This is a genomic window from Collimonas sp. GW821-FHT02H07 (genome assembly GCF_059421505.1).
On record NZ_JBWKVC010000002.1, the window covers coordinates 500941 to 522370 of the forward strand.

Annotated in this window: 17 protein-coding genes and 1 tRNA gene; 10 read left to right on the forward strand and 8 right to left on the reverse strand. The window is 53.0% G+C overall.

Going from position 1 to position 21430, the window contains the following annotated elements:
* Nucleotides 1-3: 3 nt before the first annotated feature.
* The 8 genes from AC07V8_RS05460 to AC07V8_RS05495 all read left to right on the forward strand — a co-directional run bounded on the left by AC07V8_RS05460 (nucleotide 4) and on the right by AC07V8_RS05495 (nucleotide 9319).
* The gene (locus tag AC07V8_RS05460; protein ID WP_494677635.1) at nucleotides 4-1203 is read left to right on the forward strand and encodes a YbdK family carboxylate-amine ligase; all 1200 of its coding nucleotides are present in this window, start codon (nucleotides 4-6) and stop codon (nucleotides 1201-1203) included.
* Between the two features lie 36 nt (nucleotides 1204-1239).
* Nucleotides 1240-2436, forward strand: a complete 1197-nt coding sequence (locus AC07V8_RS05465; protein ID WP_494677636.1) for a BaiN/RdsA family NAD(P)/FAD-dependent oxidoreductase — start codon at nucleotides 1240-1242, stop codon at nucleotides 2434-2436.
* A 115-nt stretch (nucleotides 2437-2551) separates the two neighbouring features.
* Nucleotides 2552-3430 (forward strand): Wzz/FepE/Etk N-terminal domain-containing protein, encoded by an 879-nt coding sequence (locus tag AC07V8_RS05470; RefSeq protein ID WP_494677637.1) that lies wholly within the window; start codon nucleotides 2552-2554, stop codon nucleotides 3428-3430.
* Between the two features lie 118 nt (nucleotides 3431-3548).
* The gene (gene rpsU / locus AC07V8_RS05475; protein ID WP_005665410.1) at nucleotides 3549-3761 is read left to right on the forward strand and encodes a 30S ribosomal protein S21; all 213 of its coding nucleotides are present in this window, start codon (nucleotides 3549-3551) and stop codon (nucleotides 3759-3761) included.
* A gap of 208 nt (nucleotides 3762-3969) precedes the next feature.
* Nucleotides 3970-4419, forward strand: a complete 450-nt coding sequence (locus AC07V8_RS05480; protein WP_494677638.1) for a GatB/YqeY domain-containing protein — start codon at nucleotides 3970-3972, stop codon at nucleotides 4417-4419.
* 44 nt (nucleotides 4420-4463) lie between these two features.
* The gene (dnaG, locus tag AC07V8_RS05485; RefSeq protein WP_494677639.1) at nucleotides 4464-6260 is read left to right on the forward strand and encodes a DNA primase; all 1797 of its coding nucleotides are present in this window, start codon (nucleotides 4464-4466) and stop codon (nucleotides 6258-6260) included.
* Between the two features lie 580 nt (nucleotides 6261-6840).
* Nucleotides 6841-9078: an RNA polymerase sigma factor RpoD gene (rpoD, locus tag AC07V8_RS05490; RefSeq protein WP_494677640.1), complete on the forward strand. Its 2238-nt coding sequence runs from the start codon at nucleotides 6841-6843 to the stop codon at nucleotides 9076-9078.
* Nucleotides 9079-9240: 162 nt separating this feature from the next.
* A tRNA-Ile gene (locus AC07V8_RS05495) sits at nucleotides 9241-9319 on the forward strand.
* A 25-nt stretch (nucleotides 9320-9344) separates the two neighbouring features.
* Here AC07V8_RS05495 and AC07V8_RS05500 read toward each other — a convergent pair.
* From AC07V8_RS05500 to AC07V8_RS05535, 8 genes are all read right to left on the reverse strand, one after another.
* Nucleotides 9345-9836 (reverse strand): tyrosine-type recombinase/integrase, encoded by a 492-nt coding sequence (locus AC07V8_RS05500; RefSeq protein WP_494677641.1) that lies wholly within the window; start codon nucleotides 9834-9836, stop codon nucleotides 9345-9347.
* A gap of 197 nt (nucleotides 9837-10033) precedes the next feature.
* Nucleotides 10034-10594 carry a hypothetical protein gene (locus tag AC07V8_RS05505; RefSeq protein ID WP_494677642.1) on the reverse strand — a complete coding sequence of 187 codons (561 nt, stop codon included), beginning with the start codon at nucleotides 10592-10594 and terminating at the stop codon, nucleotides 10034-10036.
* A gap of 56 nt (nucleotides 10595-10650) precedes the next feature.
* Nucleotides 10651-11022 (reverse strand): hypothetical protein, encoded by a 372-nt coding sequence (locus tag AC07V8_RS05510; protein ID WP_494677643.1) that lies wholly within the window; start codon nucleotides 11020-11022, stop codon nucleotides 10651-10653.
* Between the two features lie 11 nt (nucleotides 11023-11033).
* On the reverse strand, nucleotides 11034-11291 hold the full coding sequence (locus AC07V8_RS05515; RefSeq protein ID WP_494677644.1) for a PAAR domain-containing protein: 258 nt from the start codon (nucleotides 11289-11291) through the stop codon (nucleotides 11034-11036).
* Between the two features lie 12 nt (nucleotides 11292-11303).
* Nucleotides 11304-13049 carry a T6SS phospholipase effector Tle1-like catalytic domain-containing protein gene (locus AC07V8_RS05520; RefSeq protein WP_494677645.1) on the reverse strand — a complete coding sequence of 582 codons (1746 nt, stop codon included), beginning with the start codon at nucleotides 13047-13049 and terminating at the stop codon, nucleotides 11304-11306.
* A 2-nt stretch (nucleotides 13050-13051) separates the two neighbouring features.
* Complete coding sequence (locus AC07V8_RS05525; RefSeq protein ID WP_494677646.1) at nucleotides 13052-13603, reverse strand: DUF3304 domain-containing protein; 552 nt, start codon at nucleotides 13601-13603, stop codon at nucleotides 13052-13054.
* Between the two features lie 15 nt (nucleotides 13604-13618).
* A complete protein-coding gene (locus AC07V8_RS05530) occupies nucleotides 13619-14404 on the reverse strand; it encodes a DUF4123 domain-containing protein (RefSeq protein ID WP_494677647.1) in 786 nt (261 codons plus the stop codon).
* Between the two features lie 2 nt (nucleotides 14405-14406).
* A complete protein-coding gene (locus tag AC07V8_RS05535) occupies nucleotides 14407-16881 on the reverse strand; it encodes a type VI secretion system Vgr family protein (protein ID WP_494677648.1) in 2475 nt (824 codons plus the stop codon).
* 1108 nt (nucleotides 16882-17989) lie between these two features.
* Between AC07V8_RS05535 and AC07V8_RS05540 the strand changes: the two genes are divergently transcribed.
* A complete protein-coding gene (locus AC07V8_RS05540) occupies nucleotides 17990-20266 on the forward strand; it encodes a hypothetical protein (protein WP_494677649.1) in 2277 nt (758 codons plus the stop codon).
* 314 nt (nucleotides 20267-20580) lie between these two features.
* Nucleotides 20581-21261 carry a hypothetical protein gene (locus tag AC07V8_RS05545; RefSeq protein ID WP_494677650.1) on the forward strand — a complete coding sequence of 227 codons (681 nt, stop codon included), beginning with the start codon at nucleotides 20581-20583 and terminating at the stop codon, nucleotides 21259-21261.
* Nucleotides 21262-21430: the final 169 nt, after the last annotated feature.

Sequence of the window (21430 nt, forward strand, 5' to 3'; positions counted from 1 at the left end):
CCCATGACCGACAATACACAAGGCGGCGCTGCCAACGCGGAACAGACAGCCGCCGAGATTCTGCCCTTCACCAGTTCCACGCCATTTACGATGGGGATCGAGCTGGAACTGCAACTGGTGAACCGCCGCAACTACAATCTCGCCAGCGACGCCGTCGATCTGCTGACCTGGATTGAACCGCGCGATCTGCAAAAGCAGATCAAGCTGGAAATGACGCAGGGCATGATTGAGCTCAATTCCGATGTCCATACGCGGGTAGACCATCTGATCGAGGAACTGAAAGGTTTGCGCGCCGCCTTGAACCGCGGCGCCCAATATCTGAACATCGACGTCTCCGGCGGCGGCGCGCATCCGTTCCAGCACTGGAACGAACAGCGGATTACCCCAAGCGAGCGTTTCCATCACCTGCACGAAAAATACGGCTACCTGGCCAAGACATTCACTGTGTTCGGCCAGCACATCCATGTCGGCGTGCCGAACGGCGACGACGCGTTGTATCTGACCCACGCGTTTTCGCGCTTTGTGCCGCATTTCATCGCGCTCTCGGCCGCCTCGCCGTTTTACCAGGGTGCGGATACCCAGTTCGAATCCTCGCGCAGCAACGTGGTGCGCGCCTTCCCCTTGTCGGGCACGGCGCCGACGCTCACCCGCTGGTCCGATTTCGAGTCTTACTACGATGAATTGCTGCGCGTCGGCATCATCGGCAGCATGAAGGATTTTTACTGGGATATCCGCCCTAAACCGGAATACGGCACGGTTGAAATACGGGTGTGCGACACCCCCTTGACGATTGAACACGCAGCGCACCTGGGCTGTTATGCGCAATTGCTGGCGCGCTGGATCCTGACCGAACGGCCGTTCGTGATCACCAACGACTTCTACCTGTTGTATCAATACAACCGCTTCGAAGCCAGCCGCTACGGCCTTGCCGGCTCTATGGCGATACACAGCAACAACCCGGCCGACTCATCCAAACTGCCGATCTACGAACATCTTCTGGGCCATCTGCAGGACTTACAGCGGTATACTCAGAACGAAGCGGAGCAACTGACCCTGAATCGTCTGCGCCATATGGCCGAGGGGCGCCTGAGCGATGCCGGCTGGCTGCGGCAGACATTTGCCCAGCGCGGTTCGCTGAATGACATGATGCGCTTGTCGTCTGAGCTGTGGATGGGGCAGGAGCCGCCACCGTACTACCAATAACACCAATAAATAATAATAAATACTTAATTAAGATCGATGCAAAAACAATTTGATGTCGCCGTCATCGGCGCCGGCGCCGCGGGCATGATGTGTGCCGCGGTTGCCGGACAGCGTGGAAAAAAGGTTGTTGTGATCGATCACGCCGCCAAGCTGGCGGAAAAAATCCGCATCTCGGGCGGCGGCCGCTGCAATTTCACCAATATCAATGCAGGGCCGCAGAATTTCCTGTCGCAGAATCCGCATTTTTGCAAAAGCGCCCTGTCGCGCTATACCCCGCAAGACTTCATCAGCCTGGTCAAGCGCTATCGGATCGGCTATCACGAAAAGCACAAAGGACAGCTGTTTTGCGATGACTCGTCGGAACAAATCATCGCCATGCTCAAAGCCGAGTGCGACCTGGGCAACGTCAGTTGGCGCATGCCTTGCAGTGTCGCCAATATCGGCAAGAACGGCGAGCTGTTCCGGATCGACAGCAGTGCGGGAGAGATCCTTGCAAGCAATGTCGTCATCGCTACCGGCGGCTTGTCCATCCCCAAGATCGGCGCCACCGATTTTGCCTATCGCATCGCCCGCCAATTCGACCTGCGCGTGGTCGAAACACAGCCGGGACTGGTGCCGCTGACCTTCGATTCCGCTGCATGGCAGCCGTTTTTGCCCTTGGCCGGGATTGCCCTGCCGGCGGAAGTCGCTGCCGGCGAGAAAAAAACCCGCGGCGAATTCAAGGAAGACTTGCTGTTTACTCATCGCGGCCTGTCCGGCCCGGCGATCCTGCAGATCTCCAGCTTCTGGAAGAGCGGGACGCCACTGCTGCTCAATCTTTTACCGGAAATTGACATTGCCAAGACCCTCATCGAGGGAAAATCCTCAATTAAAAAAAATCTGGGGAATGTCTTCGCGCAATGGCTACCAACGCGACTTGCTCAAGGCATCATCGAAGCAAATGGACTTGACCCGGCGGCCCGCCTGGCCGACACTCCCGACCGCTTGTTGCGTGATCTGGGCGAGGCCATCAACCGCTGGGCTATCCGGCCGAGCGGCTCCGAAGGCTACCGCAAGGCGGAAGTCACTCTCGGCGGCATCGACACCAAGGAACTATCGCAGCAGAGCATGATGTCCAAGCAGGTAGCAGGCTTGTATTTTATCGGCGAGGCGGTCGATGTCACAGGCTGGCTCGGCGGCTATAACTTTCAGTGGGCCTGGGCGTCAGCTGCCGCGGCAGGGCTGGCAATTTAAATTTCAAACTACCGCCCATTGAATTTTTGTTACTGTAAGATAATATCTAATAGTTAATAGTTAATAGTTAATACCAATAATAAAATTCATCAAACTGACACAATAATCAACTCCCATGCCAAATAATTTCTCAAACCATAACAATTCCAGCCAAATCGAAGATGCGGAGCTCATTGATCTCGCCGCAATATGGATCAGCATCAAGCGTCGGTGGGTGTTGCTATTGGTATGCGTTGTCGTTGCGACCGCCGCGGCAGGCGGACTCTGGAGCGTCACCCCCGCGCAATGGAAAGCCTCGGCAACCCTGCAAATTGGTCAACTGCCGGTTAACCCAACGACACTGATCGAATCGACGGCACAAGCAGCAGAACGCTTTAATCAGCGCCAATTGCAAGATCAGGCCTTGGTCTCGGCAGGCCTGCCGCTAGATGAATCCACAGATAACCGCACGCGCCTCCTGCGTAAAACACTGAAAGCAACACCCGGGAAAAACACCAATTTCGTGGACGTTACAGTTGCCGCTTTTTCCCAGGAAAACGCGAAAAGCTACTTGAACGCAGCAATACTTGCCTTGATTAAAACCCATGACGAACGCCTGGCGCCGCTCATGAAAAATCTCGATGATAGACTTGCCGTCAATAGCCGCCAGATGACGGAAGCCGCAGCGGAAAAAATACGCCTTGAGGCCACTCTGAAAAGTGCCGCTGCTTCGGCTAATGGCATTAAATTCGAACCAAACGTCCTCGCAAGCAATCTTGCGTCCAAGCAAGAAGAGCTAATTCGCGGCCTGACAGTTGAACGCGCGGCATTGGTAGATCTGCATACAAAAACCAACACTTTCCCGACCATGGTAGTCGATGCTATCTACGCCCCAGCGGCCCCCGCCTCGCCGAAATTATCGATATTTCTCGTCATCGGCTTGATACTCGGAGCACTTGCCGGCGTCGCACTAGCTTTGTTTCTGGATCGCAATCGCCCCAAGACATCACGCTAAACAGAGCTGCTGTTGCAAATAAACGGCAATATGCAGCCAGGCCGGGATAAGACTTCCATTTATTCATTTTCCCGGCTATAATCTCGCTCTTCCCTACACAAACTTGGTTTGAATTTACATGACCACAATTCGTCTTAAAGAAAACGAGCCCTTCGAAGTTGCGATGCGTCGCTTCAAGCGCACTATTGAAAAAACAGGTCTGCTGACTGAGTTGCGTGCACGTGAATTTTACGAAAAGCCAACAGCTGAGCGCAAGCGCAAGCTGGCAGCTGCTGTGAAACGTCATTACAAGCGCATTCGCAGCCAGCAATTGCCGAAGAAACTGTACTAATATTTGCATTAATTCTTCACCGCATTCAGCGCGGTTGATTGAATTGCGTTACAAACCCGCTCCGGTGTTGCTCCGCAGCGGGTTTTGCCGTTTTCCACTTCGTGAATGGCAACGATAACGAAAGCATTGCGCCGCGCAACCGGCATCACAATCCAGCAATTTTGTTTTTCCCGTCTACAATGGAAAACACCACCGAATGGAGAACTGCATGGGCTTGAAAGAACAGATTACCGAAGACATGAAGGCCGCGATGCGCGCCAAGGAAACTGCAAAGCTGGGCGCCATCCGCCTGATCACCGCAGCCATCAAGCAAAAAGAAGTCGATGAGCGTATCGAACTGGGCGATACCCATGTGCTGGCGATCATAGAAAAAATGATCAAGCAGCGCAAGGACTCGATCAGCCAGTTTGAAGCCGGCGGTCGCCAGGATCTGGCCGATATCGAAAAAGCCGAACTGGCGATTCTTTCCACCTATATGCCCGCTGGCCTGTCCGACGCGGAAATCCAGGCTGAAGTTGCCGCCGCCATCAGCGCCAGCGGCGCAGCCGGCCCGCAAGACATGGGCAAGGTCATGGCCATCGTGAAACCGAAACTTGCCGGCCGCGCCGACATGGGAGCGGTTTCGGCACTGATAAAAGCCGCACTCAGCCAAGCCTGATCGCCTGACATTCCTGCCATAGCCCTGCCTGCCGTCGAGTCCAAGTGATCCCGCAATCGTTTATCCAGGATCTGCTCAACCGCGTCGATATTGTCGACGTGGTGGGCAAGTACGTGCAGCTGAAAAAAGGCGGCGCTAACCTGATGGGCCTGTGCCCTTTCCACAACGAAAAATCGCCCAGCTTCACGGTCAGCCCTACCAAGCAGTTCTATCACTGCTTTGGCTGCGGCGCCCACGGTACGGCGATCGGTTTTCTGATCGAATATTCCGGCCTCGGCTTTGTCGAAGCCGTGAAAGACCTGGCGCAAGGCGTAGGCATGGTGGTGCCGGACAACGATGACAAGATTCCGCCTGCGCAACGGGCTGAATACCAGGCAAAAAGCCTGGCCCTGTCGGATGCCATGAGCGCAGCCTGCGATTTTTACCGGCAGCAGCTGCGCAATGCGCCGAATGCTGTCGACTACCTGAAGCGGCGCGGCCTGACCGGTGAAGTGGCGGCCAAATTCGGCCTGGGGTATTCTCCCGACAACTGGGACAGCTTGCGCCAGGTATTTCCCGACTACGAAGTCACCGCACTGGTGGAAGCCGGCCTGGTGATCGACCGCACCGATGAAGAAGGCCATAACCGCAAGCGCTATGACCGTTTCCGCGACCGCATCATGTTCCCTATCCGCAATACCAAGGGACAGGTGATCGGCTTTGGCGGGCGCGTGCTGGACAGCGGCGAACCGAAGTACTTGAATTCGCCGGAAACACCCTTATTTCAAAAGGGTAGCGAGCTGTATGGCTTGTTCGAGGCCCGCCAGGCAATCCGAGACGCCGGCTATGTGCTGGTGACCGAAGGCTATATGGATGTAGTGGCATTGGCGCAACTGGGATTCCCACAGGCGGTAGCCACCCTAGGAACCGCCTGTACGCCGACCCATGTGCACAAGCTCTTGCGCCAGACAGATCATGTCGTGTTCAGTTTCGACGGCGACCGCGCCGGCCGCAAAGCTGCGCGGCGGGCGCTGGATGCGTGTCTGCCACATGCCACCGACAACAAGATCATCAAGTTCCTGTTTCTGCCGCAGGAACACGATCCCGACAGCTTTGTGCGGGAAATGGGGGCCGAAGCGTTCGAGCGCCAGATCCATGACGCCATGCCCTTATCGCAGTTTTTACTGAACGAAGTAAGCGGCGAAACCGATTTGAGCACATCCGAAGGACGGGCACGAACACAGTACGATGCGAAGCCGCTGCTGCAGCTGATGCCGCCCTCCTCGCTGCGATTGCAAATCGTGCGCGGCCTGGCCCAGCTGACGCAATCGACGCCCAGCGAAATAGAATCGCTGTTTGAACTGAGCAAACCGATCGCCGCCGCGCGCCGCGCGCCGCCGCGCAGCAACCGCCAGGCGCCGGTAGGACTGGAACGGCAGATTATCCGCCTGCTGGTGGCGCATCCGGCTTTCGCCTCGGAACTGGACGATGCCGCGCTGGACGCAGTCGCCAACTTTGCCCCGGACCGCGCAGAAATGCTGGCGCGCCTGATCACCGCCAGCCACGAAATGGGCGACCAGGCAAATTTTGCAACATTGGCAGAGCATTTGCGTGAAGGTGGGGAAGATTTTGAATCGCTGATCGCGGAAATCGCGGCGGAATCGGAATCGGAAACAGACGCCGCGCGATTAGAACTGGCGGGCGCGATTCGCCAGACTAAAATGAAGATATTGAAGGACGAGCTTGATCAGCTGGCAGCGACCGGATTGGGCTCGGAAGAAGCCCGCAATCGCTATCGGGAGTTGATGCAAAAACAAGAACAGCTGCGCCGCGAGGCCGAAAGCGAAATGAATTTGCGCTGAAAAATGCTTAAAATACAAGCACATCGGGCCGAAAAACGAAAATCCGGCGGCGCCGCAAGGCCGCTTGCATTGGAGGATGGCACCTCCATATGCTATAATTAAAGGCTTTAGATTCAAAGCCTTAGAGCTTGCCAAGTTGAGCGCGATTTTAGCGTTCGATTGATAGTAGCACCAGATTGATTTAGATGGATAGGAAGGTAGTGAGGAAAGTAGTAAGAACCGGTGCTCAGAGGATTCTGTCAGCGATTTAAGCTTCTCGACAACGGACAGAGTACAGGCAGCGGCACCCATAGCGCAAATCAGTGTAACCAGATTGGTATTTGATTCCATGGCGAATGCAATGAAGAGACCCGCAAAATCCCTGACATCTCCCGTTAAGAATACGAAGCCGGCTACGGCCAGGCCAAGCGCCTCCTCCTCGACACCGAAGTCCCCCGTTAAAAAAACGGCCGCTTCATCCAAAACATCGCCGCCTGTCAGTAAGCCTGTTAGCAAGAAAGTAGTTTCTAAAGCAACTGCAACGACCACGAAAGCGTCAAGAACTGTTGCAAAACCAGTATCTGTGAAATCGAAAGCCCCTGTGACAAACAAGAAACCACAACTCAAAGTCGTCAAATCAGCCAAAAATGTAGCGGCGGCTCCTGTTAAAGCCGACGTCAGCGTGATGATTGGATCAGGCGTAAGTCAAACCACGGATGCCGCAACCCTGGCGGCGATCGATACCTCCGGCTACATCCTGCCGTCGGTTAAGGTACCTGGACGTCGTGGTCGCAAGCCAAAAGAATTCCAGCCTGAGAACGATGAAGTCGCGGCGCTCAACGCGGTCGAACGCGCTGAACTGAAAGCCGTCGACAAGGCCAAGGCCAAGGACCGCAAAGCCAAGGAAAAGGCTTTGCTGAAAGACGCCTTCTCGTCCGACACCGAAGCCAGCGAAGAAGAACTCGAAGCGCGCCGTCAAAAGCTCAAGACCCTGATCAAGATGGGCAAGGAGCGCGGCTTCCTGACGTTCTCCGAAATCAACGATCACCTGCCTGAAAACATTATCGATCCGGAAGCCATCGAAGGCATCATCGGTACTTTCAGCGACATGGGGATCGCCGTCTACGAACAGGCGCCCGATGCCGAAACGCTGCTGCTGTCCGATAACGTGGCGACCGTCGCCAGCGACGACGATGCAGAAGCCGCAGCAGAAGCCGCGCTGTCGACCGTCGATTCCGATTTCGGCCGCACCACCGATCCGGTCCGCATGTACATGCGCGAAATGGGTTCGGTCGAGCTGCTGACGCGCGAAGGCGAAATCGAAATCGCCAAGCGTATCGAAGACGGTCTGAAGGACATGATCCAGGCCATCTCCGCCTGCCCGACCACGATCGCCGAAATTCTTCTGGCCGCTGAAAAAATCAGCAAGGATGAAATCAAGATCGATGAAATCGTCGACGGCCTGGTCGATCCAAACCAGACCGATGAAGCGCTAGCCGCCAGCGCCGCTGCGCCTGCTGCCGACGAAGACAGCGAAGAAGACGAGGAAGAGGAAGAAGAAGACGAAGAAGAAGATGACGCCAGTTCGACATCCGGCGCTGCGGGCTTCTCGGCGGAACAGCTTGAACAGTTGAAGCGCGATGCGCTCGGCAAGTTTGAAACCATCTCGACCCAGTTCGACAAGATGCGCAAAGCGTTTGAAAAGGAAGGCTACAACTCGAAGCCTTACGTCAAGGCGCAGGAAATCATTTCCAACGAATTGCTGGGCATCCGTTTTACCGCCAAGGTCGTCGAAAAACTGTGCGACACCCTGCGCGGCCAGGTCGACGAAGTGCGCCAGATCGAACGCCAGATCCTTGACGTTGCGGTCAACAAGTGCGGCATGCCGCGTCCGCATTTCATCAAGGTTTTCCCGGGCAACGAAACCAATCTCGACTGGGTCGACGGCGAAGTCAACGGCAACCATGCCTACAGCACTGTGCTCGGCCGTAACGTACCTGCAGTGAAAGAGCTGCAGCAACGCCTGATCGATTTGCAAGCACGCGTCGTGTTGCCATTGCCGGATCTGCGCGGCATCAACAAGAAGATGGGCGCCGGCGAGAGAAAAGCCCGGATGGCCAAGCGTGAAATGACCGAAGCCAACTTGCGGCTGGTGATCTCGATCGCGAAAAAATACACCAACCGCGGCCTGCAATTCCTGGACCTGATCCAGGAAGGCAATATCGGTTTGATGAAAGCAGTCGACAAGTTCGAATATCGCCGCGGCTATAAATTCTCGACCTATGCGACATGGTGGATCCGCCAGGCCATCACCCGTTCGATCGCCGATCAGGCGCGCACCATCCGGATTCCGGTGCACATGATCGAAACGATCAACAAGATGAACCGCATCTCGCGTCAGATCCTGCAGGAAACCGGCGCCGAGCCGGATCCGGCAACGCTGGCGATCAAGATGGAAATGCCGGAAGACAAGATCCGCAAGATCATGAAGATCGCCAAGGAACCGATTTCGATGGAAACACCGATCGGCGACGACGACGATTCCCATCTGGGCGATTTCATCGAGGACAACAACACGCTGGCGCCGGCCGATGCGGCATTGCATGCATCGATGCGCGGCGTGGTGAAGGACATCCTGGATTCGTTGACCCCGCGCGAAGCCAAGGTATTGCGCATGCGTTTCGGCATCGAGATGTCGACCGACCATACGCTGGAAGAAGTCGGCAAGCAATTCGACGTGACACGGGAACGGATCCGTCAAATAGAAGCTAAAGCGCTGCGCAAGCTGCGCCACCCTTCCCGTTCCGACAAGCTGAAGAGCTTCCTCGAAGGTAATTGAGATTTGCGGTGAGTCGCCCAGCAATTTTTAGGTGATTCACTGCAATTCGGCTACCCTTAGCCGCGGTATTTTTCTATAATACGAAATTAGTTTTGAGATGCTGTTGTGTTTGGTTAGGCAGTGCCTACACCGTCAGTACACATGGCAGCGCCCTGAGGAATTGGGCCCCTAGCTCATGCTTGGTTAGAGCAGCGGACTCATAATCCGTTGGTGCCCAGTTCGACTCTGGGGGGGCCCACCAGCAATGATGCGGGTTGCGTGACAGTTCACGCAGCCCGCATTTTCTTTTGGTGGGATTTTTTTTGACCAATACGGTCGATTGCCGACCTTAACGAGTCCGTAGCAAGATGCGCGTAACGTTGGGTACTGGCCGAAGATTTGTGTCCCAGAACTGCACCTACGGTATATAGATCGACACCTTCATTAATCATTGAACTTGCGGCACTGTGGCGCAGATCATGAAAATGCAGCCAATCCATGTCAATCTTTCCTCTCGCTGTCCGAAAATGTTTGGATATTCGACTTTGATCGGGTAGCGCTATGTTGGCGCACACACGCAATTTTCGATGCATCGGGACGATCCGAGGTTCACCGTTCTTGGTGTCGGCCAAGACAAATGCTGATTCTGTCCGCTGCGCACGAATGATTTCGCTCATGCTCATGCCGCTATAGAAGGCAACGCCATGGCGCACGTCAGAAAGCAGTCTATGCTGGAAAGCGACGGCTACTGTCATTTTTGTGATGAAGCCATCGCGCACGCGCTGTTGTTTTGCAATGCTGATTGTCGCGATGACTATCAGAAAGAGCAGGCCGCACTACGGCGCGCTGGGCGATAACGTGTGTAATCCGCAACTTGGCCTGGCAGCATACATCAGAACGTCAAGATTGCAATTCGACCTAAACCGGGTTGTCGTATTTATCAAGAGCCGGCGGCCCGTGATGGAAGGCTTAACTGCTACTCCTCGTAGTTCCGCCCAAGTGCTCTAAGTCGCTGCTTGACGAAGGCTGCCTTGGCACCAATCTCATTTGCTGCTTCGTGCGCTTTCGTGAGAGCGGGTGTTGTGTGATCAACTTTTCTTCCTTGCGAAGTTTGATAGAGGACATTATTGAAATTTCCCCAGAACATATTCATTTGGCCGTGTAGTTTCTCAATATCGTCCGCAAGAGAAGGGGCGTATAGACTAGCAAATGCGCGAAGTTCATCCATCTCACAACATGCTGACAGATAACGCAAGTCATACTCGTTATCCGTCATATTTGCCCGCCAGAGAATATCAAGATTGGTGACGGAAAATTCCCGAGCCATGCGGCTAAGAAGCTTGTGAGCCTCGACCTTTCGTTTGAGGACATCTGACTTTTCACGGTCAGCTATCTCCCGCTCGTGTTTGGCTGCGTCGCTCGCCAATTGAAATTGCTGATTGGTTCGTTGGTTGCGCAGTTGCACATACGCGGTAAGCGCTCCTCCAAGTAAAGTCGAAAGTGCCACGACGATAGGAATAACGATTGCAGTATCCATTGGAAAATTCGGCTAAGTTGTAATAGTCACGATCAAATCTGATATTGCATACAAGGTCAAACCTGAGCTAGCAGAGATCTTTGCGCCTCACACATCGTCATTGCATCATCTGTCATCACTGCCAGCGAACCTCCACCGTCGAAATGCAGTGTCCTGGTCGTAATGCGTCCAGCGCGCCGCTCCTCCCGGCCGACAATAACGGCAGTGTCAGCAATAACAAGCTGGCAGCCTGCCGGCAGATTCGTCTCCTGCATGCCGTCTGGACTAGTCTCTAAGCTAAATCCGTCTGCCGCTTCCACCAAAACACCGTCAGGACCGTGGGTCACCAGGTGACCTGTTCTTGATTGATACAAAAAGGTCTCGCCATTCGCTGGCGGCCGGGTTGGATCCAGATCATCCAACCTCACTTCCTTGTTCAATTCAGTCATGCAGTAAAACCTTAAATAGAAGAAATGAGCGTCGCCCCGCAAGCGGTCAGATCGTCGTGATACGCAAGCCATTTACTTGCATGTCGCTTACCACTGCCGGCGGGCAAAATTTCAAAATCGCCTTTGCACTGTGGGCAGTGCGTCATGCAGGTTTCACCTGCCACTGGAATACCCAAGGCTTTGGTGCCGTCTAGCGCGGTGATGACAACGCCGCCGTGGCTGGTTTTATCGCCCAGCCGGATGACGCCATGCTTTTGCGAATTTCTCATAAACACCCCTAACTACGCATAGTTCTGTTTGGGGGCGTTTGCCATTGCATTGAGCCGTGTCTCGCTACCGCGATACACGCCCCGATAACGTAAATAACCTTCACCTTCAACGATGCCACGCATCAGTTCACCGCCCAATTTTTCAATGAATGCGGCATAGGAATCATGCACATAAGTGTCATAGAACCCGCCGACAGCTGGAGGCAAATCTTTTTTGACGATTAATCGATAAATTTCATTGGCATGCCGGTTATAGCCATCACGCGCGCCTTTCTCTTCCGCGCTTGGAAATACACGTGGAATCAATTCGATCTGTCTAGCAAATACTTCTTGCCCTCGCTTGTAGTAGGTCAAACCGTGAGCATCAACGGTACGCGCATATTTCACACTAGTAAGCTGTTCAAAATAATTTGCCTTGTTCACCTGGTAGCGCCAGGTCAAATACAACAAACCATGTTGACGCAATTGCGCATCAACTGTGAGATCGTTTCCGATACCGCAACTGGCGAAATATCTTTCGACAGAAGAACGAACTTGTGGATCCAGAGCAAACTGCGCAATCAAGGGATTCTGGTCGTCTTTACTCTGCGAAGTCACCTCCAGCCACGCTTGACCAAGGGAATGAAATTCACAGGTTTTCCTAGCAGCCAGATACATATCGTTGAGTGGCAGTTGCGCTAGTTTCTTACTATCGTCCGCGGTTGGGGTTACGGCTCCAGAACCACCTGCGGCGTAATTGATTTGCACCGCCTTACCTTGGCATCCCGGCGGATACCCGCCGCCAACATCACTATGCGCGCCGGGGTAATAATGCTCATGGCAATTGGGTGGCAAAATATTGTCACGACAAATGCTATCCGATGGGAACACGGTACGAAATTCATGCAATGCAACGTAATGCACACAATTCTTGACGTCAGGATGGATTCGCAAATTCTCCGGCGTGGCCCAACTCCAATGACCTTCTCCGTTGTTGGCATTCGTTATCCCAACCGATGCGACTGTGTCCATCAGTCCCAGCATACGAACAAATGAAGGAATGCCGAACAACTTGCCGTCGATCAGAAAATACTCATGCAGCCAATTGGTAAAAACCCGCGCTTGTGCGGAACCCCGAGAAAATCCAAATATATCGATATAGACGCCAGCTACACGTGGCAACGTTTCCGGCGTCTTGAGTTGTCGACTGAGTTTGTTAGCGCACTCTTTTAAAAATTTACTTCTGTTTTTTTCGTGGTCCACCAGACCAGATTGCAGGCCAAGCGCTTCAAGTATTTCATCTTCCTTCCGCGTACTCGGACGCGGCCACTCATTAGGGTCTTCTGGAGTCACCCAACGATCGGTACAAAGAACTTTCATTTGCTTATCATCGAACATCGTTCTATTGTGATTCACAAAACGATTAACCGAATTCAATACCTGCAGCAACCCCCAGATGATGCGCGGCTCTCCGCCCTTTCCTGCCGCAGACTCACGAGGATCACCGCCAGATGTGCCGAATTTGCCAGGTGATGGTGTGCCTACACCTTCAATATAATGAGCGAAAAAACCTTCTGCCCATTCATCCTTATAAGCGGCAAACAATCGAGCAACATTACTCTGAGAAAGAGACGGAGCGTCACGCTCCATATTGTTATCGGTGCCGTCAAAAAAAATGCCGATGTTCAAATTAAAATCGCAATGTGATCCACATTCAAGTGGCAACGCCGGCGGACAGGTTACTTGCGCTGGTTCCAGACATGATTTTGCATTGGTCATTTTTATTTTCCCTGCACAGGCGCCGGTGCTTCGTCAGCGAGTGGAACATAGTCGGGAGCTGGTGCCGCCGGATATGTAGGCCCCGGATAATTGGGGCTTCCAGTTCCCTCGCGGGCGTACCACACCTCAACACGATGCCCGGGCATAAAGTGAACTTTCAAGCCATCACCATCCCCTGGCGGAACCGCGAAATGGACAGGTACGGTAGCCTCATGCCAGCGCTCCTCCTTAAATGTGGTGCGATATGTCTTCCATCTCACGGTTACCATCATTGATGGCTTACCCGATGTCCATGGAATGTTCATGCAGCATGATTCACCACTACTTCCCCAGCCTGAATATTGATGTCCGCTCATTCTGCCATTTACGTAAAACTCAGAAATGCCAATTCCTTTTCCGTAGTGCGCCACCGCAGATATCGATACTGGAACTTGGCCTTCAGGCGCCAACCCATCGGACCCTGCACTAGCACTAGCACAAGCACTGACCTGCAAGGCCAGCAATACCGGCAAAAGCCAACGGACTAAAGCGGATCTAAGATTATTTTTCTTCACTATGCATTCCTTGAATTAAGAATTCACAACATCTTGCGGCGTCGCACGTGCCAGAAACGATACCCAGTCTCGCTTCTGTAATGCCTGACCGTTTGACTTAAATACTTTTTTTGCGAATTGCAGCAACACTTCACGATTTCTTGAGCCGCTTTGCTGCCATGCGCTCACACAGTTTTTTGCCAAATTCCAATCATCATATAAATGATTTTTTGTCTCTTGCGGCCCGTGCTTAATCCGATCGAGTAACAGATCCGGCTCGGCCGCATCGATCAGTATCTCTAACTGCTCACTGCTTAACTTAAATTGCTTGTTCTCAGGTATCAGGTTTTCCCTGCCCTCAGGAAGCGCCAGATTAACCTCATCACCGCGTCGATCAAGAAACACCCACCGACCTACCAGGCTGGTCATTTCACCCCACTGCTGCGCTGTTAAAACGCTTGGCAGGTGCGTCAATATTCGCGTGTCGGCAAAACGGAATCCAAGCAACAGAAAATTTTCATCATAGAAACAAGTGAACCGCTGCAAATGATTCGCCAGGGAGATGAGATCGGCGTCGCTTTGGAGCGTGGAACAATGCAACTTTCCGGGAAAGGCTTTCATCACTTCAGCAACAGCGGATTGCGCTGCAGCGCCCGCAGCATCGAGCAAAGCTATATCGATCAGTATGGGACCGGCCAGCCGGCGCTCCTCTCCTGGCAGCAAACACGCGTACCAGCTCGCGGCTGGATCAACAAAGACAGAATGTGCGCATAGCGTCTCGTATACCAGCGCCCCGTCGATCAAAGAATAGTCGCGCATCATGTTTACAGCCTTGTGACAGGGCTAACCTGTTTAGCCGCCTTCAGCATGCATGGAATACATTCGCTGGTGGGGAATGTTGGCATATCGACAGATTTGCTTTGCGGCCCGAATGTGTCATGGTTGGCCGCGTGATGCTCGACAACGCCAGGCGTGAACCAACGGTGGCCGTCCGGTGTGATGGTGTATTCAGAGCCGCCCACATTGAAGCTGACCCCCTTCTTGGCTTTGAATCGCAGCCAATCCTCCGTGCTGATCATCTCGATGACTTTTTGCGCGATGATATCAATGTTGTTGTGCTGGGATTCGATGCGAATTTTCCCGGTAGCCGTCGCCAGCACCAGATCCAATTTATGGACGAAGATATGGCACTTTTCCAGAATGCTGGCGAACAACGATTTGCCGGTCGCAATCGACAGATGTTCACCGGCCGTCAGTGCTATGTGTTCGCCGCTGGCGACGTGCGTGCTGGCTACCGAAGTCGTAGCGATACCTGCAGCGCTGGCAACGACCAGATGCGGCTCGGACAGCTCAGGGAAGCCATCACCCCCAGACGTGCCTTTAATCGCGTCATTTTGCGCCTTTAAGACCTTGCTGACATCGCTTTGATCATGCCCCTTGTCTTGCACGCCTTGCTGCTGTGCGAGGTCTGCCACAGTTTCCTGCGTATCGCGCGCCTTGGTCAGGCGCTGGACCGTTTCAGACATGTCCTTTGCGTGGCCTTTTGCTCCCAGCCTGGCTTCCGTGGTGAGCAACATGCCCATCCCAGATCTCACCACTCCGTGGGCGTCAGTGTGTAAATCGAACCCTTCACCCCGTGCGTCCTTACGCCCTGCGTTATCTTCGATGCGCGTGATGTACCCAAGAGAAAGCATCGAATTTTGGTGATCGCTCCTTACCTGTGTTTGTATCTTGCCGTTGGAGTCGTCAAACACCACATGCCCGCTGCGGCCGCCTGGCGAGTTGCCGCCATTCGGCGCCAGTTCCCGGCTACGCATACCGCTCAGAGCCTGCTGTGTCGGCAAGGCCCAGGCTGGCATGTTGACCTGGTTGACCACCGAGCCGGTAATGATCGGTCGGTCACAATTGCCATCGAGCTTTTGCACAATTACAGACTGACCGATGCGCGGTATTGCGATGAACCCTTGCTGCGCGCCTGACCAGCCGCTTGCAACGCGGATCCAGGCCGAACAATTTTCGTCATTCTTGCCGACGCGGTCCCAGTGGAACATCACCTTCACACGGCCAAATTCATCGACGTGGAGGTTCTCTCCTTTCGGGCCAGTGACGGTGGCGGTCTGGATGCTGAAGTCTTTAGTATCTTGACTGTTGTAGCCGCGGCCCGGGCGCCATGGAATTTTTTTGCGGATGCATACCAGCGTATTGTTATAGTCGGCGATCACATCCGCGTCTTGCAGATAATTATTGGTCGCGTGATGCGTCACGCTGACAATCAGGAATTCGTGATCCTGTTCGTCGCTACTGCCAGATTGACTTTCCGAAAAATGGCCGGTCAGGCGGAACCAGCGACCCGGCATGGCAAAGCGATTATTGCCACTGCCCTCAAAGTATTTACCAGGGACCTCGATTTCCTCCATGCGTATCTTGCTGATACGCTCACCATCCTGCTGATCGACAAAGCCGTAGGCGCCGGCATATTCGTAGGACTCCACCGGCGGCACCGTGCCCTGCTTGTTGACGGTGGGAGTGCTGGCTTCTTTCGTGCGCGGGTCCTTGAAATCATAGCCGGTCAGCGTGGCAGTCGACGCGGTGAATTGCCGAACCGGCGACCAATTGCCGATAGCGTCTTCTTCAATCGCGCCGGCATGGCGTTGAAATGGGATTTCTGGCCGACCGTCAATCGGCGCGGCATCGGTGGATCTGTCTGACAGCACCAGCTGGTGCCCCTTGCTGCTGTGTTCGTACCAATAGTGCCAGCCCAAGTATTCCCAGCGGCGATGCAGATAGTTATGCTGCGATTCGTTGCATAGAAACGCATCGGTCATCACCGGGTCGGTGTCGCGCAACTTGGAATCCCACACAGCGAGGGCTCCGTAGCCTGAAAATATCTGCTCTGTCTGATCGTGAAGCGATTTATTGTGGAAGATGTAGTTGTCTTTACGCGCCGTCAGGAAATGGAGCCACGGCCCCAGCGTCGCTTCATAGAAGGCGATGCTGCCATCGGTACGTTTGAGCCGGACCGCATGGACGTAGCCCGTAAAGCAGCGCATGGATCCGTCACCACGTACTAATTCCACGCACAGCAATTTCCCGTGCAAATCCTTGAGAGGTATCAGCGCGTCGTCCGACAGCAATTCGATTTTATAAGAGAAATCCCGGCTCAAGCCTTCGATTGCTTCGAGCTTATTGATCAGCAACTCGGCCTTGGGACCGTCGTTGTTGACAAACGAAACCCGCAGGATACGTTTATGTTGCCTGCCATCAATCAGGCTCTGCAGTGTTCGAATTGCATTGGCCATGCATGCTTCCTGTAGTTGTGTAGCGTTTCGTCGTGAAGTTGAAGGGTACGGCTCTTCCATGCTCATACCGGGGCGTTGCTTGTCTGTTGCCGGGGGAACAGTTGTTTAGCGTTCAATCCTACATCTATAGCACATGAGCAACTGCAAACGATTGTGTCGACGTTACTCAAACACAACATTGTATCATCGATAATATATTGCCAATGTTCTGAAGCCCGGCGCGCAGTCATCCCCCCGCCACGCCTGCCCGCTAAATTGGGCGGTTTCGACTCAAATTTTTTGAAGTGACGCGCATAGGAGAAACCTACCGTCGAAGGGCGGAAATACGTGGCAAAAAAGTGACGCAAAACGACGCACGCAGAAGGGTAAAAATGGGGTTGTGGTGTCAGCGATGAAAAACTGATTTCAGGTTTGACCTCGGGGAAAGCATAACCTTTATAACCAAGTGATTTTATGCACCGTAAGCCGTTGATTTATATGGTTTTAGGTGGTTATGGTTGAACTATAACTTTTGATAACCTAAAACATAACCAGACTTTAAGTCATTGATTTATATAATTATTTATTTTTATAGAAATTATTTTTAACTTTATAACCTAGTTATGCCAAGGTTATGCCGAGGTTATAGTTTGCTGAATCTTGCAAAGCCTTATGCCGCAAGGGTTTTCAGCCGCTTTCCAAAAAAGGTTATAAAGGTTATGGCTTTCCCGAGGGGTACTTTATATTAGCGACAGGCAACAAAAGCCACGAATTTATTGCCCTATAAGCAAATTTAGGTTGTTCGCTAACGTTGTTGCGGGCGCTGGTTGCAAATTTGCCGCTGCGCTGTGGCGCACTGACCTTACGGTCCGTGCATGAACGACCGATGAGATTTGCGACGGGCAGCAAACGCCCCTCTTCCGACTTTTGCATAGCCTAGTTCAAGGACTGTTTAATTGCCGTAAGCGGACAGCACAAAGCACTCTGGTTTAAGTTTCGATGAGCCAATACACGGCTCCGACGCGTAGAATTCAATACGCAAACGATCTCACGGTTATCCATGAGCAGAGCGGGATGCCAGGGCCGTAGCACTTACTTTGTGAGAAACGTACATACCGGGGGCTGTTCAGTGATAGCAAATCGAGTCGAGAAGTTAAAATTCCTCGTTGATGAGATGCACATTGCATTTCATCTCGCGACGCATGCCAGCGACCCTTTCGTTGCGCGTACCCTTTCTCGTCACATTCTTGTGCGAACAGAGAATTTTATTGAACATGCGCGGGGTCTGCGGAAGCCGCTCAAAAATGCAGGCTACGACATACGCAACTTCCACAAGAAGAAGGAAGATTACGCCAACGTCTTCGTTGAATATTTCAAAGTTTCCAGAAATCGGCTCGGCGCGCATGTACAGGACTTTGACTTTGGTAAGCGGATAGAACTCTGGAACGACATTGAGATTATAAAAATCGGTTTTTTTGTGGAAGGGGCGCGGGAGGTTTACGAAAGTCTAACGGCCCTTAACCTGCCCGGATTCGCTACCTACACGTCCCCGGCAGAACTTGCCGATCCAAGCGTGGTTGAAGCGCTTCGCCAGTACCAACGCATAAACGATCAAAGTAACTGGGTTGAAATGGGAGCGGACTCGTTAGCAATGACCCGAAGCAATACGACTGCCTCGCTAAATACAACGCCAGTGCATGCGCGGGCCGCTCAGCTCGCGCTTATACGTCGTTGGGTCTCCATTCAGAGAAACCTCCTCGCAAAGTTCGTTGCTCATCCGTCGATCGTTCGCATCCTCAGGGCGCGGATCGTCACAGACATTGTCAGCTTCTGCGATTGCCTTGTGACCCGCCCGGTTGCGGCGGGGGCTCCCCAAGAAATGGAAGGATTGAACAAACTCATCAGGGTGAGCGGTCAGTCTTCCGCTTCGATCGATGACTTTGTTGCTGCCTCGAACTTCCAGACCGAACTCCAAACGGCACGCGATGTTCGCGACGTCATTGGAGCCCATCTCGAAATTGACGATACTTATACCGTGCCTTCGCTCGTTGCGATCCTAGACTCCTACGATCTGAGCCAAGGACTTAGCTTCTATGAACGCGTCAGTGCCTCGTTCATGAAGGCATGTCGCAGCATTCTGTTTTTGCGGACGTATGCTGCCGATGGTCAGCGCATATATGGTGTTACTGCTGGTGGCGGAATGTCTGTCCCATTTGCTGGCGACAATGTCATCATCCAACCGCCGCAAGAACTCCCGCCAATTAACGACGAAGAAGCCTATCGCAAGAATCTTGTCCGGTGGCTCGACGGTGATGATGCGCAAAGAGGCGATTCGAGGCAATTTTTTTGGAATGCATTTCAAGGCTCGCAGCCGATGGAGACGATCGACGAAGTCGAGCATTTTGGAACGGGACATCGACTGTCAAAGCACGAGTTTCGAAAGGCGCACCAGTTTCTCGCGGCAACATTGTCCGAGCAGCGTTCAGATTCAGACTTCAGGAGTATCCTTGAACTCATCCTTTCCTGCCGCAGCGGCTGGCCCTACCCGCTCGCAGAGATCCTCGTCCGTTATGGTGAAGGCGCTCCGGCGCCAAGGCGATTGTTGGTCTGTCACGTACTCGGCGAAATCGGCAGTGCTCCGCACGAGTCAGTAGATAATTTCCTCGCAGAATGTGCTGGTTCCAAGAGCTGGCCTATTCGCCTCGATGCGACACTTGCTCGCTACAAGACGTTCGTGAAGACCGAAGGGATCCATAGGATGAATCATCGCGGACACGTGAGGGTGGAGTATGGTCCCTTTGTAGATTCTCTGACTACATCCATGTCGTCGTCGCAGCTACTTATAAGCCTACTCGCTTTTGCTAGCATCCTCAGCGGACCGGGAATTGGATCGCTGTCCTCTCCGTTTAAAGACAACTATGCTGACCTTCAACGTCAGATCCAGTCCCTATGCTTGCCGCATCTCAATGATGATGCCAATAAGTCAAAGACGACCACGTTGAAAAATCTCGTCGATACCCACGACTACGTGGGCGTCTGTGTCCTAGTGGCAATCGATCTAGATGGCGGTGATCAAAATCCGCTGTATAACGCATTGAACGATAGCTGTTGTGGCGGCTCAATCGTCGCTGCTGGTCACGCGCAGGCGACGCGCCACCTTGCGATGTGTTTTCTTCTAAAGAAGGAGCATCGTATTGCGTTTGAGATTGCCGATGGCCTCGCGTCTAGCCATCCAGATTGGGTAGATATACAAGTCCTCGTAGCGGAGATTCTCGGCGAGACTCGTGGAGCAGAAGAAGACGCCGTACAAAGAGTCTCTACAATTCGTAAGGGATACAAGTTGACCGCTGAGTTGGAAGCGCGCCTAAGTGTCGTCGAAACGGAGATCGCACAGCGGAAAACCTAGCGATGCTGATAGCCAAGGGCTGGCTAGTCCACCATCGGATACCCGCGCGGAAGTTCAACTCTACCGGAATGCGCAATTGCGTGGTTAGATCGTTTTTGTCGGCCGCAATGGGAGAAAACTCACCTGCCTTTACAAGCAATAGAAAAGCGTCAAAGTACTTCTCATACTGTTGATTTTGGGCTAATTTGGGGAGTGGCTGATACAGGATTGATACGAGCGGACCGCAAAGTCAGTAATTACTTAAGGAATGTCCCCTTGAACTATGGAATGGATTTTCACTCGTCGTTTAACATGCAGGGACGGACGCCACGATCATGGAACTTAAAGACATCATCGCGATAGGGCTTTCAGGAGCATCGCTCACAATTTCGGCATACACATTCTGGTTGATCCAGTTTAACCGAGGGAAGCTCAAGATGACACGTCCAACCTATGTCTGCCTGAAAAGGGACGTCGGTCCGAATTGGCCAAAGCTATTTATCCGAACATGCTTATATTCGACTGGAGCAAAGGGGATGGTAGTTGAAAACCTGTTCCTGCGTGTCCGTAAGGACGGACAAAGTTATCTATTCGACTTCTGGGGACATACTGAAAGCGGACGCCTAACCATCGGCAGTGGATTATTCGTTGGGCCAACTGGGATTGCCAACGATCATCACTTCAATCTTCGCGGAGCGCCTGACACACTTTTGTACGGACCAGGAACATACAAGGTCGAAATCTTCGCAACCCTGGCTGGTAGGGGAAGTAGCAAGGTTACAGAGATTGAATTCGATATTAGCGGAGAGCAATCCGCAGAATTAATACAGATTCCGAGCCGACAACTTGATCTCTACTGGAACGCGGATCTGGGACAGTACGTCGGTGAAGTCAGGTCGACGAAATCAACATCTCCGTCCGTCTCGATATTCTCCAGTCGAATATCTGATGAAAATCACTCAGACCTCCCGCTGATCGGAATACCGACTTCAGGTCAGCCGAGCAATATTTATTAGGTGGGGAAATTTTTGACCAACTATGCGCATCCAGTGTATTTCGTGCGCTGGATGCGCAAACAGTAGTTGTTGTCTGACGCGGCTTTGCAGCTTACGCGCATTCTGCGTCCTTGACTCATAATCCGTTGGTGCCCAGTTCGACTCTGGGGACCCACCAAATAAATAGAAG